The sequence below is a fragment of the Cellulosilyticum sp. I15G10I2 genome (genome assembly GCF_900095725.1).
In the GTDB taxonomy this organism is placed as follows: domain Bacteria; phylum Bacillota; class Clostridia; order Lachnospirales; family Cellulosilyticaceae; genus FMMP01.
This window is the reverse complement of the sequence record NZ_FMMP01000009.1, coordinates 551,501-566,021: the sequence shown is the minus strand read 5'-3', so window position 1 is coordinate 566,021 and position 14,521 is coordinate 551,501. Positions and strand designations below refer to the sequence as shown.

The following is a 14,521-nucleotide window of genomic DNA, read 5'->3' as shown; positions in this document are numbered from 1 at the left end:
GGCAACTGGGTCATGCGCTTTTTGCAAAAAGCCAAGGGCATAGGCCTTTTTCAAGAGCATCCAGAGTACTCAGCAGAAAAAAGCCAAGCAGACTAAGGGCAAGTATGCCGCAGAACATATCAAGATAGTCCACCATCGTCCAGGCATTCATAATATAATAACCGATGCCATAGGTGGTGGCAAAGTTTTCGGCAAAAAACAAGGCTGAAATACTGATCCCGATACTGATTCTAAGACCGGAGATAAGCCTAGGAACCACTGCTGGCAAAATAAGATGCTGATACATACCTAAAGGAGAGACCCCGAGAGATGAGACGGAGTAAAAAAGTTCTTGAGGTATTTCTTTTACACCATCCCGTACCGCAAGCAGTATTTGAAAAATAATAATCGTTACAATCAGGATAATTTTAGAAGCGTCCCCAATGCCAAACAGAATCATAAAAATAGGCAGAAAAGCTATTTTAGGCAGCGGGTATAAAATATAAATAATCGGCGAAATAACAGCATCAGCTTTTTTGCTGGTACCTGTTAAGAGACCAAGCGGCACACCAAGTAGAAGCGACAGGGTGACTGCCGTTAAAATTCTTAAAAGGCTGCCCAGAAGATGAAGCGATAAAGTATTGGGCAGCAGAACCATAAACCGCTTAAACACCGCATAGGGGCTTGGGATCACATTAGACTTCAGGGTTAGATGCAGTACATACCAGAGTAGAACGACCATAATCATGCCGTATAATGTTTTAAGCTTGGATGTTTTGATAAAAGCCTTCATTGATCATTTCCTCCATCTAGGTATTTTCGAACTTCGAGGCATATCTTATAATAATCCATTTTGGACCGTATGGTTTCATCCCCAAAGTAAGGATTGGCAATCACTTTTTTGATACCCGCTTTTTCCATAATGACAATTTGCTGTCCCAAAAATACCGCTTCTTCAATACTATGGGTGATAAATACCATGGTAAGTGGGTGTTTTTTATAGAGTTTTAAAAGAAGGTTTTGAATATGCTCCTTAGTCATCGCATCGAGAGCAGAGGTGGCTTCGTCTAAGAGCAGCAAATCGGGATTTAGGACTAAAGCCCGAGCTATGGCAACCCTTTGTTTTTGCCCGCCGCTTAATTGTGCAGGATATTTATTTTTAAGTTCTAAAATGTTAAGCTCTTCAAGTATTGCATGAACCTTATCCTTTACTTCAAGCTTATTAAAGCCTCTTGCTTTTAAACCAAGAGCTACATTGGCCCACACCGTTTTCCAAGGCAAAAGACCATAGTCTTGAAGAATAACGCCGGTTTCTTTCTGGCGTCCTACTGGCCTTTCTCCATTAATAAGAACAGTCCCCAGGTCAAAATGAAGAAGCCCTGCCAGGGTATAAAGCAGGGTGGTTTTGCCGCAGCCGGACGGACCTATAACGGCGCAGGTGGTGTTTTTAGGGACTGTTAAATCAATACGATCAAGTACTTTCTCGGTACCGTATGAAAAACATAAGTCTTTGATTGCAATCATTACGCCACAAACTTCCCTTCAACAAGATCTTCAGGTGTAATTGTAATATCTTTGCCAAGCACCTCTTCGACCCAATCAATTATTTTTAGAAGATAGGCAGCATCAGGGAGTGAAGCCTTGGTATAACTTGGAAGTAGCATGATCTCTTTAACTTCTTCTTTAAGTTTAAGTCTTTCTATAAGGATATCCTTGGCTTGGTTTTCGTCCTCATTGATTGTATCTATAGCTTGGTTATAAGCCTCGTGGAATAACCTAATAGCTTCAGCCTTTTCCTCTAGAGCTTTGCCAGTAAAGGCCATGACATCAGGGCAGTAGCCATCTGCGGGTTCATAGATTACTTTTTCGAGACCGCCAAGGGCGCCCATGGAAGCCATAGGTTCTGGGAATAATCCCATATCTATATTGCCGCTTCCTATCATTTCAAGCCTTGCTGGTATTTCATTAATAAATACTTTTTCAATATTGTATTTATCTCCTAACCATTCATCGATCAGAAAATTAGAAACGCTGACTTCCATCATGCCTACTTTGATATCCTTTTTATCCTCAAAGCCCTTTTTAACAAGCACAGGGAATTTGCCAGAAGTCATTGTAGTAGCCTTAAGATCAAAACCGCCATTTACATTGGTCACGACAGCAATAAAATCTGTCATAGCCCCGTCAATAGAATGAGTCTGAAGGGCACTTTGTCTATCCTGAGCATTATTAAAAACAATAAGTTCAACATCTAATCCTAGTGCTTTAAAATAACCTTCTTTTTCGGCGATAAACATAGGCGCAGAATCCACAGCAGGCATAAGGCCTATCTTTAACGCAGGCAGTGTAGCCTCTTCGCTGGATGCCGCACTGTTTCCTTCGTTAACTATTTCATCAGAAGCGGCATTCTTTGTCTCGGTTAGTGCTGCCGGATTATTTGCATCATTCCTTGGCGTGCTCCCTGAGGCGCAGCCTGCAGTAAAGATAAGACTAAACATTGCTGAAAGTATTAATATTTTTTTAAACTTAATCATTTTACTTTTCTCCTTGATTGATTTAGATTGTGGTTAAAGTTGCTTTTTGTAAAGAATGTTATATAATGATGTAGAAATAATTATTATTTCATGCCGTCAGACAACATTTTACCATTTTTACAAAGGTTTAGCATTACTATTGAAGTAATTTATAGTATGAAATTAAAATACTAAATTAGAATATTAAGCTAAGATACTCAATTTAAACATAGAAAAAGGAACTAAAATATGCCAATCAAAATAAGTCTAATAAAAGACAAACAATACTATCAAAAACTCATCAAAGACCTCTGGATCGCCTTTAGACCAAGGTCTCTGACACTTGCTATAGGCTCAACTACCTTGGGGATGATTGCAGCTTATCGGGAAGGGATGGTATTAAATACAGAGAACCTCATAAAGATCATCCTCATAACTATCGCTGGTATTTTTGCCCAAGGCGGAGCCAATCTCATTAATGACTATTTTGAAGGCTCTTTTAGGTATTATCGTCCCTCAGGGAGAAAGGTGACATTCTTAGGAGCCGAAAGGACATATTTTGATGTCTTTGTATTTCTATGGGGAATGGCATGCTTTGGCGGGGCAGCGCTTATCGGGCTATACCTTATTTATGTGACCAATATACAGATGCTTTATATTGGATTAATCGGAGTTGTGGGGGCCTATGCCTATACAGGAGAACCATTTGTTTATAAAAGACATGGCTTAGGTGTGCCTATTTCATTTCTTCTTATGGGGCCATTGATGCTGTACGGTGCGTATTTTCCCTTTACGCTCACGTTTTCATGGTATCCTATTTTACTAGGACTTCCGCCCACACTTTTCATACCAGCGCTTATGATCAGTAATGAAATGAGAGATTTCACGAGAGACAAAAGACTAAGCCTTGGTACTTTAAGCGTAAGAATGGGCAGCCAGTGGAGCAAAATAGTATATCGCATTTTAGTATTTGGTGCCTTTGGACTCACGGCGCTTTATATTTTAACCGGCATCTATCCTTGGCTTTCGGCTTTAGTCTTTATGACTTTACCTATAGCCCTTAAAGCCCATAAGTGTGTTACCCATTTTGAAGGACTTGGGATACCTTATACCAATAATTTGCATTGGACTTTTAATTTAATTATTATTTTAACACTGCTTGTTAGATAGTGGGGTGAGATAATTTGTTAAAAAGCCGCCTGTGATGGTTATCATCATAGGTGGCTTTTTAAACTTTAGTATTGACTTAGCGTAAACTTTAAGTCATATACTAAGATTAGCTTTATAAATACCACTCCGTGAGAAGGCATAGCTGAAGATTTGCATGAAGTACAGCCGGCGTATAAAAAAATCAGTAAATGGGGGAATGATTATGTTATACAGAGATTTTGGCAAGACGGGACTTAAGACATCGCTGCTTGGCTTTGGAGGCTTTCATCTTCTTGAAATACCAACAAGCGAGGCCGAATATTTGCTGGATACATACCTAGATGCAGGGGGAAACTATGTTGAAACGGCAGCAAGCTATGGCGATGGTGAGTCTGAGCTTAAGGTTGGACGCGTTATGGCCGCGCACCGTAAGCAATGCATCTTAGCTACAAAAACGGGCAGCCGGGATAGTAGTGGCTGTATGGCGAGTTTAGAGCAAAGTCTTAAAAACTTAAAGACCGATTATATTGACCTACTTATCATGCACGCCGTGGGGACCAAAGAAGATCTAGATAAAATATTGAGTCCAAACGGCGCATTAGAGGCAGCGCTTAAGGCCAAACAGCAGGGCAAGATCGGTCATATAGGTATTTCTATGCACGGACAGCCGGATGTACTTATCTCAGCTTTACAGCAATATCCTTTTGATGCTGTGATGACGACTATCAACTATTACGACCGTTTTAACTTTCCAGAAATCGAAAACGAACTGCTTCCTCTTGCAAGTCAAAAAGAAACAGCTGTTATCCTTATGAAACCTATTGCAGATGGACTGCTTTGGCGCTCAGCCCCAGCAGCATTCAGATATGCGATAAGCCGACCGGTGTCAGTTGTGGTTACGGGTATTAATACTCGGGAAATGCTTGAAGAAGATTTAAACTATGTGCGTCACTTTCAGCCTATGTCCTTAGAGGAGGAAGAGGCGTTATTTAAAAATGCACCAGAACTTGGCAACTATGTATGTAGGCAATGCGATAAGTGTATGCCTTGTGAGGCGGGGATTCCTATTCCAGAAATATTCAAATATGAAGGCTATTATGACCGTCAGATGCGGGATGGTACGGTAAGGGATGCAGCGGAGTTTGCTCTGAGAGATCGTCTAAGATTCTGGTTTGGTAACACCGATATGGCGATGGCAAAGTATGAGTCATTAACTATTAAAGCAGATCAATGTACACAGTGCGGCAAGTGTAGCTCAAAATGTCCATACGGTATTGATATACCTCGGAAGCTAGAGATTGCAGACTATAAACTTGCAGGTAAGAAGATATATTAAACGGATAATAAACTGATATCAGCCGAAGAAGTATTGCAGATGTCAGAAGGAACTACAAGTGTGATTGGATGAATAGCCTATAAATAAAAGATGCAGTACCTATCAGTAATGATATGCGCTGCATCTTTTATTTACTACTAATTAGTAATATGCTCCAGCGTATTTATCAGCTCACTGGCACTCGTGGTATTTGACACATGGATGCGTTTAATACCGGTACTTTGGAGAACCGTCCCCCGTTTTGCAAGATATGTGATCTGAAGGTGGACGCCCATTTTAGATAAAAGGGCCACTGTAGAAGCATTGTGCTTAAACTCTGGATAAGCTGCGGCTACCACATCCCGCTTGCCTAGATTTTTTTCGATTAATCCTAGAGAGATAGAGATCTGATAGGCGAGCTCCTCTTTAGAAAGTTTGGTAAAGCGGGTATTAAAACTGAGGGACAGTTCTTTAAAAATGCTATTTAGTAAATAATCATTAATAATATAAGAGAAGATCTTAAACATAAAATAAGTAAAGTATTAATTATTAAAAAAACAAAGAGATTGTTGACAAATCCTTTAATAAATAGTAGTATGATAAAAAAACCGAGTGAACACTATGTTAGGAGGAAGGTGCCAAAGGGTGACTGATACAAGAGAACGTATAGTAGAAATCGCCTTTAAGCTTTTTATGCAAAAGAGCTTTAAGGAAGTTACTATAAAAGAGATAGTTGAGAAAACTGGAATGTCTCAGGGGGCTTTTTTTCATTATTTCAAAACAAAAGAAGCTTTATTTTTAGAAGTGATTGAAAATGCCTTATCCACCGTTGATGACTATTATGATTATCTTACCAAAGATTCGCTGCAGCAATTTTATAGACAATATATACACACTTTTTTAGATAACTTTTTGCCTGAATTCATTTCTACAGAAGATGGAAATTCAGTGATGAATTATTTTTCACTCTATTTTGAAGCAGCGAAAATTTTTCCTGATTTTAAACAAAAAATATCTCATATTCAAGAAATTGAATTTAATAATTGGAAGTCGGTAGTTTCGAAGGCAAGGGCTAATGGAGAAATCTCCACAGTTATGAAGGATGAAGATATAGTTAAGATGTTTATAACTGCAGGAGATGGATTAGCGCTGCATAGTATTTATATGGGGGATAGCAATGGAGATGCAAAAAATAATTGGATGGCTCTTTGGGATAGCTTTTATGAAGTGTTGAAAAGTAAAAACTAGATGATTATTGAAGGCTCAATTTTTAGTTTATAAATGGAAAATAGTTTCCATTTTTTTTACAACAAAAACATACCGATCACTCGGTACTTGGTGTAAGGAGGCAGAATATGAAAAAATTAACTGCATTAATGATTTTAGGCTTAATAGTACTACCGGGTTGTCAAACTCAAGCGGAAATTGAAGTAGTAGGAAAAAATGTGAGGATAGTAGGGGCTAAAACCCATAAATATCCCCTAACTCTAGAGTATATGGGGATTGTGGATACTGAGGATACAAGGTCATCTGCTTTTAAAACAGGAGGAAAAATAGAAGAGATATACATAAAACAAGGGCAACAGATTAATAAGGGAGATAAATTAATTCGATTGAATGAAGAGGATTTAAGATCAACAGTAAGTGTAGCTAAGGCCCAGTATGAAATGGCACAAACTCAATATAATATGGTAATGAAGGGGGCCACAGAGGAGGAAATAAATCAAGCAAAGATTAGTGTAGAAATGGCAGAAAGAAATTTAGAAAATACTAAGGAGCTATATGGAAAGTATCAAGAATTATTAGAAGTGGAAGCTGTATCTCCCCAACAGCTACAAGAAATTAAGCTTAAACTTGATTTAGAAGAAAAGCAGCTTATTAGTGCCAAAGAATCCTATAATCGCATATTTAAAGGAGCAAGGGATGAGGAACTTCAAATATTAAAGAATCAAATAGATATTGCCTATGCTTCCTATCAACAAAGTCAAGACCTACTTGAAGACAGCATCCTTAGAAGTGATATAGATGGTGTAGTTTTGCAGATAGAGGTTAAAGAGGGAGATTATGTATCTGCAGGGGTACCAGTTATTATTATAAAGGGAGAACGAACTACAGTAACGGTAGGAGTTAGTAATGAAGATGCAAGTAAAATAACTTTAGGAATGGATGTGGCCGTGAGACACCAAAACAATGCGGTTAAGGGAATTGTAGAAACCGTATCCTCTATTCCTAAAAGTCAAAGTAGTCTTTATGAAGTAAAAATAGACTTAGAGCCAAATACAATCCCCATAGGATCTTTAGTGAATATTGACTTTATCTTAGGGGAAGAGGAGGGGGTATTTCTTCCAATGAATAGTCTTTTAAATGAAGGCGTTGACTTTGTATATATTGTTCAAGATGAAAGGGCTGTAATGCAGGAAGTCCTCTTAGGTGAAGTCTTTGGAAATGAAATAAAGGTACTGGAGGGAATTAATCCAGGAGATAAAGTAATTGTAGAAGGCATGAGGAGTGTAAAAAATAACGATCAAGTAGAGATTAAAGAGTAGAGGGAGGATTCAATTGTTTAAGAATATGATTAAACTACCCATAAGAAATAAAACAGTTACTATATTTTCAATGATTATGATCATCCTATTTGGGTTTTATAGCTACTATACTATTCCAAAGCAAGAATACCCTGAATTTCCTGCCCCTTTTGCCATGATAACAGTGATCTACCCCGGAGCTTCAGCAGAGGAGGTAGAAGTCTTAGTAACCAAAAAGCTAGAGGAAAAGCTTGTAGAATTAAGAAATTATGACTACACCACTTCTACTACACTAAACAGTGCAGCAGCGATTATTCTTGTGTTAGATGCGAACATTTCTCAAGCTGAGCTAGATCAAACCTGGAATGAATTATATCGCATGATGGAGGATGTGAAAAGACATCTGCCAGCAGGAGTAGCTGAGATAAGTATTGATACGAATTTACTAGAGACTTCAGGGATATTGATTGGCCTATCCGGTGATCATTACAGCTATGAGCAGTTGGTGGCCTATGGAGAAAGGTTGAAAAATAACCTTACTGGTCTAGGGGGAATTAATAGATTTGAAATTATTGGGGAGCAAGAAAAAGAATTGAAGATAGAGGTAGATCTTCAAAAGTTAGATTTATATAACTTATCTATTAGTCAAATTACTAATATCTTGGCCTCACAAAATATACAATTGCCTTCGGGAAGCATACAGGATGATACGATGAAATTTCATATCAATCAAAAGGGATTATTTAAGTCTTTAGAGGAAATAGAAAATACTATTTTATACATAAGGGAAGACAATATAATTGTACGATTGAAGGATATAGCTCAGGTATATATGGGGTTGAAGGACTCAAATTATAAGATAAGAAACAATGGAGAAAGCGGAATATTACTCGTGGGATATTTTAAAGGAGATGTGAATGTAGTAACGGCAGGTAAAGACGTGAGAAAAGCATTAGAGGATTTCAAAAAACAACTGCCAGAGGATATAAGTATTGATGAGATTGTTTATCAGCCAGAGGAGGTTGGAAAATCTGTTAATGATTTTGTTAAAAACCTTATAGGCGGCATATTCATTGTTATTCTTGTGGTTATGTTGGGAATGGGAATAAGAAATGCTACAACAGTTTCCTTTGCCATACCCTTATCGATGTTTATTACCTTTATTACGATGGGTCTTTTGGGGATTAAGATCCACATGATTACTATAACAGGCCTTATTATGGCACTGGGGATGCTGGTGGATAATGCCATTGTTGTGAGTGATTCCATTCAAAATAAAATTGATGAAGATATAGATCAGCTAATGGCTTGTGTAGAAGGAACAAAAGAGGTTGCTATACCAGTATTATCCTCTACCCTTACAACCATTGCAGCCTTCTCGCCTTTACTATTTTTACCTGTGTCGGTAGGAGCCTTCTTAGGAGGTATACCTCAGATGATTATTATATCATTGATTGCCTCCTATGGCATTGCAATTTTTATAACCCCCCTAATGGCTTATTTATTCTTTAGAAAAAGTAAGAGTAATAGAAAAAAAGATGGCAAGATTAAAGGGATGTTTGAAAAGTTATTGGTTTTAGGGATGAAGTATAAGGCTCGGACTCTTCTTGGTTCTTTTATTACCTTAATTCTATCATTAACCTTAGTTAGTACCTTACCCCAGGAGCTTTTTCCAGCATCAGATAAGGATATGATTTATATTGATATACAAACAGAATACCTTAGTAATCTAGATAAGACGGATGATTTAGTAAAGGAAATTGAAGCTGTACTACGGGAACAACCAGAAATCACCTCCTATACATCTTCTATAGGTGGAGGTCTTCCTAAGTTTGATTTATCTATTATACCTCAATCCAATGCTCCTAATTCAGCACAGATTGTAATGCGGGTCAATTTATTAAAGGGAGAAGCATTTAAGACTAATGAAGAGCTAGTAAGACATCTTCAGGATATATATGATAAAAGAATTGTAGGGGCAAATGTTATTGTAAAAGAACTGGAGATGGAAGGCAGTTTTGGAGCACCGATTCAAATTAGAATTAAAGGAAATGAAATAGAAGACATTATTGAAGCAAAGGAAAAAATTAAAGAAGCCCTCATAAATATAGAGGGGACTACCAATGTAAGGGATGATTTACCCTTATTAGATTACCAATTTAGTATGACGATAGATGGAAATAGATCCCTAGCCTATGGACTTACAAAGCAGGAGATACAAAATGAAGTAAATATGGCTCTAATGGGAAGAAGAGCCTCTGTATTTAGGGAAGAAGGAGAAGAATTTGATATTCTAGTAAAGGGAAACATATCGAGACTTGAAGAACTTGAAAATTTGAAGATTAAATCTACAGCTACAGGATTACAGGTGCTATTAAAGGATGTGGCCAATGTAAACTTTGAGCCTGTTGTTGGACAGATTAACCGATATAAAGGAGAGCGGGCTATAGCAGTACAGGGAAATATTGCTGAAGGATATAATGCAATTGAAGTACAAACAATATTGGAAGAAAAGATTAAGGATATAGATTTTCCTAATGTTACCATTGTCCCGGAAGGTGAAAAAGCCGAGATGGAGGGAGATTTAGGGAATATGGGGATATCAGCAATATTTGCATTATTTTTGCTCTTTATCATTCTTATGATCCAGTTCAATTCTGTAATTCAACCGGGGATTATATTAGCTTCAATTCCTTTATCACTTATAGGCTCTATGGTGGCTCTAGTAGTATTAAGACAGCCCCTATCCCTATTTAGTATATTGGGAGTAGTCAGTTTAATGGGGGTTGTTATTAATAATGCCATCATCCTAATAGACTATATAAACGCTCAAAGAAAAGCTGGCATGCCTATAGAGGAGGCTTGTAGTAAAGCTGTAAGTGAAAGATTTAGACCAGTCATTTTAAGTACCACCACCACAGTCTTTGGCTTATTTCCATTAGCCTTCTTTGGCAATGACTTATTTAGACCCATGGCAGTAGCTTTCGTGGGAGGACTTATGGTTGCTACCCTATTAACTTTAGTAATCATTCCAGTACTATATAGTCTAATAGAAGGAAAAATAGAAGCAGTTAAAAGAAGAAGGGATGAGAAAAAATTAAATGTAAATATATAATAGATTAAAACTATAAACGTCGCAAACTCGTGGCTAAGTATGGAGAAAGGAATGAGTATAAAAGTGAAAAAACATTTAAAGAAAATGTTAGTTATTGGACTCAGCATAGTTTGCTTAAATGCATTGCCAATTTATGCGACTGACGCAAGACCAGTGCTTACTTTAGAAGAGTCTATTAAGTCGGGAACTATTTATAGTAACCAAATTGCGCTTAATGCTCAGGAAAGAGATTTGCTAAAAGAAAGGCTTAAAGCGAACCAAAATAATATTTATGAGGTTTATCAAAGTATCTATTTGCAAAAAGCTAAAAATGAAAATCAAGCAAAAGTTTTAAAAGACCAGATGACGTATGATATTACAAACCGCTACAATGCGATTGTAATTCTTGAAAAAGAATTGATGCATTTAGAGCGTGAGATTGCTCTAAAAACAAAAGAGCTTATGCAGATGCAGGCTAGAAAAGAAGCGGGAGTTATTACACCTGTTCAGTATGACAGTGCAGCTATCGAACTCGAGGATCTTAAAAACAGCAGACAATCTAAGTTAGAATTCCTTGCGAATGAGCAAAGTTATTTTAAACTTGTTACAGGTAAAGATTTAACCAAATACATACTAGATGATGCTTTTAACTATGAGATATTTCGTATTCCAGGGAGTGTAGATCGCTATATGGATAGTAAAATTACCGAGTATTTAAAATATGATCAGAATTTGGCGCAGTTTGCAAAAGATCATATTATTATAGCAGGAACTCCAGTGGTCTTTTATGCAGATTACTTAGATAAAAAGTATACGGCAGATAAAAATTTAGCTTCTCTGGAAGATGCCAGAAAAGCTATGAAAGATGCACTGATGAATAGTTATTCAAACCTTATCAGTTTGGAAGAACAAATCAGTACACTAGAGACGAAACATCAATTGGTACAAAAACAGGCAGCTATAGCAAAGGCTCATTATGAAGCGGGTATGAGTACTGCTCTTGATTATAATAAGCAAATTTTAAGTTTAGAGGCTATTGAGCTTAATATAAGAAAGCTTATTACCAACTATAATGTTTTAAAAGAAGTTATACAGAAGCCTTGGATGGCTATGGAGTAGCAGATAGTTAAAATAACAATATAAAGGGTTATGGCGAGATTGGCCATAACCCTTTATATATATTTGCGCCTGTTTTTCTGGCACCTATAAATGAAGTCATTAGCCACTTAGTTTGTCATATACTCGAGGGTGCTTATCAACTCTGCGGCGCTCATGGTATTTGACACATGAATGCGTTTAATACCGGTACTTTGGAGAACCGTCCCCCTTCTTGCAAGATCAGTGATCTGAAGGTGGACGCCCATTTTAGATAAAAGCGCTACAGTAGAAGTATTGTGCTTAAATTCTGGATAAGCTGCGGCTACCACATCCCTTTTGCCTAGATTTTTTTCGATTAAGCCTATGGAGATAGAGATTTGATAGGCGAGCTCCTCTTTAGAAAGCTTGGTAAATCGGGTATGGTCATAGCCGTGGATCTGTATATCAATCAGGCCGCTTTTTTCCATCTCTAGAGCCTCTTCCCAGCTAAAATGGGGATGGACTGTGTTTTGGCTGGTGGTTTCGTTAATACCTACGTACGCTGTGGATACAAAAAAAGTGGCGGGTATATTATATTTTTTTAATAGGGGGTAAGCGTGGGTGTAGTTATTTGAATAACCATCATCTGCTGTAATGATAATGGGTTTACTAGGAAGTCCAGCTTTGCCTTCTATGTATTGGTGCAGATCATAAAAAGAAACCGGGGTATAATTATTTTTTAAAAGAGCCTGGAGCTGCTGTTCAAATAACTTGGTGGTTACATAACTGCTTTGTGAAGATTTAGGTACCGTTTCGGCAAAAGAGTGATACATCAGTACAGGGATGTAACGCCCCTTATAGGATGGTTTTTGATTTTTAGGATAAGCCGTTACGACTCGTAGAGATCTTTTGGGTGTTAGCTTATTAGAGACTTCCACATCCATCGTTTTACGCCAGAGTACGTTGTTTGCAGTGTCAAAACCGATTACGCGGAGGCGGTTTATCCCATCGTGGAGCTTGGTGGTATCAGTCGTTAGGGGATAAGGGTAATGCACGCTTTGATCGGTGTGGTTGTCATTCCATTTATACTGCACATAAGCTGTATCTTTAAAGAAATCCTGATCATCCCATAATATAAGATGATGGGTGCCTGAGAGTTTGGTAGATTGACCAATAGGGGCATAGGTCCCTTGTATTTTAGACAGGACATTGTCATAGGCGCGGTTATATTGTGCATGCGCTGTATTTTGCCCTTGGGGACGCAGTAGTGTATCAACCTGAGGATATTTAACGGCTAAGGCGTAGTAGAGCTTGTACACGGTTTTAATGCCTATAGCAACATCATAGAGGTGCTGGGCTTGGATATTATCTTCTATAAATAAGGGTTTAGTTCTTTTGGGTGCGTGATAAAAAGTATGTAATTGATTAAGATCCTCAGCCTTCTTAATGACGATGCCTATACCAGAGATAGTCTCGTTTTCGTAGAGGGGTAGGTTTTTGAGATCTTTGGGATAAGCGATGAGATAAATATTTGAGATAGCTTTTTCTTCAATTAAGTTATTTAAATCAGCACAAAGTGCACTATAGGCTTCTTCTGATAAAGCAGCATCCGGGATAACAGAAAGCATAATCGCCTCGTATGAGGGACTTAGGGTCATGAGTGGCGTGATAATAGTTTCTAAATCACTATCAGGAGAGGCTATAACAACTTTAGTATGTAACTTGGAACTATCTGATACTGGCGGTTTTTCGGCTAAATCACTGCTAGTGGTAAATACCGGGGCTATGTTAAAAGTAGGAGCAGTCTTCTGGGTAAGGGTGAGTATTTGCACCGGTACGTCTTTAGCGTAAATGTATCTAGATGTTAAGAGTATCAAGGATAGTAGGCACAAAAGGGTGTAAAATAAAGTCGGATTAAAGTGTCGGCGGACAAGATTCATGGTAGACCTCCTCAGGTAAGCTGTCGCAAAAAGGCTGCGGCTTTAGTACTAAAGTATATTTTAACACTAAAAGAGGCTCTAGACTAGTGAAAATGTCTAGAGCCTTGGGTTTTATACTAGGACCGTAGGAAGATTTAAGGATTCTTCAGTTGCTGACTTGCGCATTGCTAAAAATCTAACCGCTTTTTTCAAATAAATGCCGCAAACTCGCGAATTATAAAATTTGTAAACAAATTTTATAATTGCTGCTCAAACAGTACGGCTAATTTTCAATAAAGCTATCTTGTAAGACGTAAGCGCCAGTAAAGGTGCCCACATGCGGTTCGTACTTGGCACTGGTGTAACCTATGATTTTGGTAAAGAAAGTATACTCACCGCTAAGCGTATCTGCGGATAAAGGAATAGAGCCCAAAGTAAAAAACGCAAAAACAATGAGTGAAAGATAAATTATTTTTCTCATATGTACCCCCTAATATAAAATCATTATAAAAAGCTATATCTCTAAATATATTAAACAAGCTCTCAAATAAGACGTATTCAAGTCAAAAAAAGGGGAGAAACACATGAAATTATAAAAAATAGCAATAAAAATGTTACAAAAGTATTAATAATATTAACTACATAAAGGAAATGTTAACATAAGTTCAAAAAAATAAATCTATAAAGCACAAGGCCTTAGGCCTAGAAATTACCTTTTTAGGTCTATTTACGGAAAAAATAGAATCTTTACAGCTGGATTAATTCCAGTAAATGGCTATTGAAATTGTAGAATTCCCAAGTTATAATAAACACATCAAGCATGCCACATCTTGATGCAGCGATAGATATCAGTGGCAGATTACATACATGTTACAAACTATTACATAACTTTTAACACAAACATAATCTGCCCGTCAGATACCAAAACGTCTTTCGCTAAATTAAACTCA

General features: G+C 37.5%; 12 protein-coding genes. 6 read left to right on the top strand and 6 right to left on the bottom strand.

Annotated features, from left to right (window positions below; translation table 11 throughout):
• Nucleotides 1-10 precede the first annotated feature (10 nt).
• The 3 genes from BN3326_RS11165 to BN3326_RS11155 form a co-directional block, all read right to left on the bottom strand.
• Complete coding sequence (locus tag BN3326_RS11165) at nt 11-652, bottom strand: ABC transporter permease (protein WP_242875988.1); 642 nt, start codon at nt 650-652, stop codon at nt 11-13.
• 116 nt (nt 653-768) lie between these two features.
• Nucleotides 769-1,503, bottom strand: a complete 735-nt coding sequence (locus tag BN3326_RS11160; protein ID WP_069999306.1) for an ABC transporter ATP-binding protein — start codon at nt 1,501-1,503, stop codon at nt 769-771.
• Complete coding sequence (locus tag BN3326_RS11155; RefSeq protein WP_069999305.1) at nt 1,503-2,513, bottom strand: ABC transporter substrate-binding protein; 1,011 nt, start codon at nt 2,511-2,513, stop codon at nt 1,503-1,505. The genes BN3326_RS11160 and BN3326_RS11155 overlap by 1 nt, the downstream gene beginning before the upstream one ends.
• Before the next feature lie 228 nt (nt 2,514-2,741).
• Between BN3326_RS11155 and BN3326_RS11150 the strand changes: the two genes are divergently transcribed.
• Together BN3326_RS11150 and BN3326_RS11145 are read left to right on the top strand one after the other, a co-directional pair.
• The gene (locus BN3326_RS11150; protein ID WP_069999304.1) at nt 2,742-3,662 is read left to right on the top strand and encodes a prenyltransferase; all 921 of its coding nucleotides are present in this window, start codon (nt 2,742-2,744) and stop codon (nt 3,660-3,662) included.
• Between the two features lie 202 nt (nt 3,663-3,864).
• Nucleotides 3,865-4,977 carry an aldo/keto reductase gene (locus BN3326_RS11145; RefSeq protein WP_069999303.1) on the top strand — a complete coding sequence of 371 codons (1,113 nt, stop codon included), beginning with the start codon at nt 3,865-3,867 and terminating at the stop codon, nt 4,975-4,977.
• Between the two features lie 137 nt (nt 4,978-5,114).
• Here the strand turns inward: BN3326_RS11145 and BN3326_RS21730 are convergent, their stop codons facing one another.
• Nucleotides 5,115-5,483, bottom strand: a complete 369-nt coding sequence (locus BN3326_RS21730; protein ID WP_141722898.1) for a polysaccharide deacetylase family protein — start codon at nt 5,481-5,483, stop codon at nt 5,115-5,117.
• A gap of 118 nt (nt 5,484-5,601) precedes the next feature.
• Here BN3326_RS21730 and BN3326_RS11140 point away from each other — a divergent pair, with 118 nt between their 5' ends.
• The 4 genes from BN3326_RS11140 to BN3326_RS11125 all read left to right on the top strand — a co-directional run bounded on the left by BN3326_RS11140 (nt 5,602) and on the right by BN3326_RS11125 (nt 11,694).
• Nucleotides 5,602-6,204, top strand: a complete 603-nt coding sequence (locus tag BN3326_RS11140; RefSeq protein ID WP_069999302.1) for a TetR/AcrR family transcriptional regulator — start codon at nt 5,602-5,604, stop codon at nt 6,202-6,204.
• A gap of 107 nt (nt 6,205-6,311) precedes the next feature.
• Nucleotides 6,312-7,502, top strand: coding sequence for an efflux RND transporter periplasmic adaptor subunit (locus tag BN3326_RS11135; protein ID WP_069999301.1), 1,191 nt, complete (start codon nt 6,312-6,314; stop codon nt 7,500-7,502).
• A 13-nt stretch (nt 7,503-7,515) separates the two neighbouring features.
• A complete protein-coding gene (locus BN3326_RS11130) occupies nt 7,516-10,596 on the top strand; it encodes an efflux RND transporter permease subunit (protein ID WP_083258649.1) in 3,081 nt (1,026 codons plus the stop codon).
• A 51-nt stretch (nt 10,597-10,647) separates the two neighbouring features.
• Entirely contained in the window at nt 10,648-11,694 is a 1,047-nt protein-coding gene (locus BN3326_RS11125; RefSeq protein ID WP_069999300.1) for a TolC family protein, read from the top strand.
• 107 nt (nt 11,695-11,801) lie between these two features.
• On the opposite strand, the gene BN3326_RS11120 is transcribed toward BN3326_RS11125, so the two are convergent.
• Nucleotides 11,802-13,484: a polysaccharide deacetylase family protein gene (locus tag BN3326_RS11120; protein ID WP_171903817.1), complete on the bottom strand. Its 1,683-nt coding sequence runs from the start codon at nt 13,482-13,484 to the stop codon at nt 11,802-11,804.
• A gap of 370 nt (nt 13,485-13,854) precedes the next feature.
• Nucleotides 13,855-14,052 (bottom strand): hypothetical protein, encoded by a 198-nt coding sequence (locus BN3326_RS11115; protein WP_069999298.1) that lies wholly within the window; start codon nt 14,050-14,052, stop codon nt 13,855-13,857.
• Nucleotides 14,053-14,521: the final 469 nt, after the last annotated feature.

Coding starts and splice junctions, on each gene's coding strand:
- BN3326_RS11160 (WP_069999306.1), bottom strand. CDS start 1,503: ATGATTGCAATCAAAGACTTATGTTTTTCATACGGTACCGAGAAAGTA.
- BN3326_RS11155 (WP_069999305.1), bottom strand. CDS start 2,513: ATGATTAAGTTTAAAAAAATATTAATACTTTCAGCAATGTTTAGTCTT.
- BN3326_RS11150 (WP_069999304.1), top strand. CDS start 2,742: ATGCCAATCAAAATAAGTCTAATAAAAGACAAACAATACTATCAAAAA.
- BN3326_RS11145 (WP_069999303.1), top strand. CDS start 3,865: ATGTTATACAGAGATTTTGGCAAGACGGGACTTAAGACATCGCTGCTT.
- BN3326_RS21730 (WP_141722898.1), bottom strand. CDS start 5,483: ATGTTTAAGATCTTCTCTTATATTATTAATGATTATTTACTAAATAGC.
- BN3326_RS11135 (WP_069999301.1), top strand. CDS start 6,312: ATGAAAAAATTAACTGCATTAATGATTTTAGGCTTAATAGTACTACCG.
- BN3326_RS11125 (WP_069999300.1), top strand. CDS start 10,648: ATGAGTATAAAAGTGAAAAAACATTTAAAGAAAATGTTAGTTATTGGA.
- BN3326_RS11115 (WP_069999298.1), bottom strand. CDS start 14,052: ATGAGAAAAATAATTTATCTTTCACTCATTGTTTTTGCGTTTTTTACT.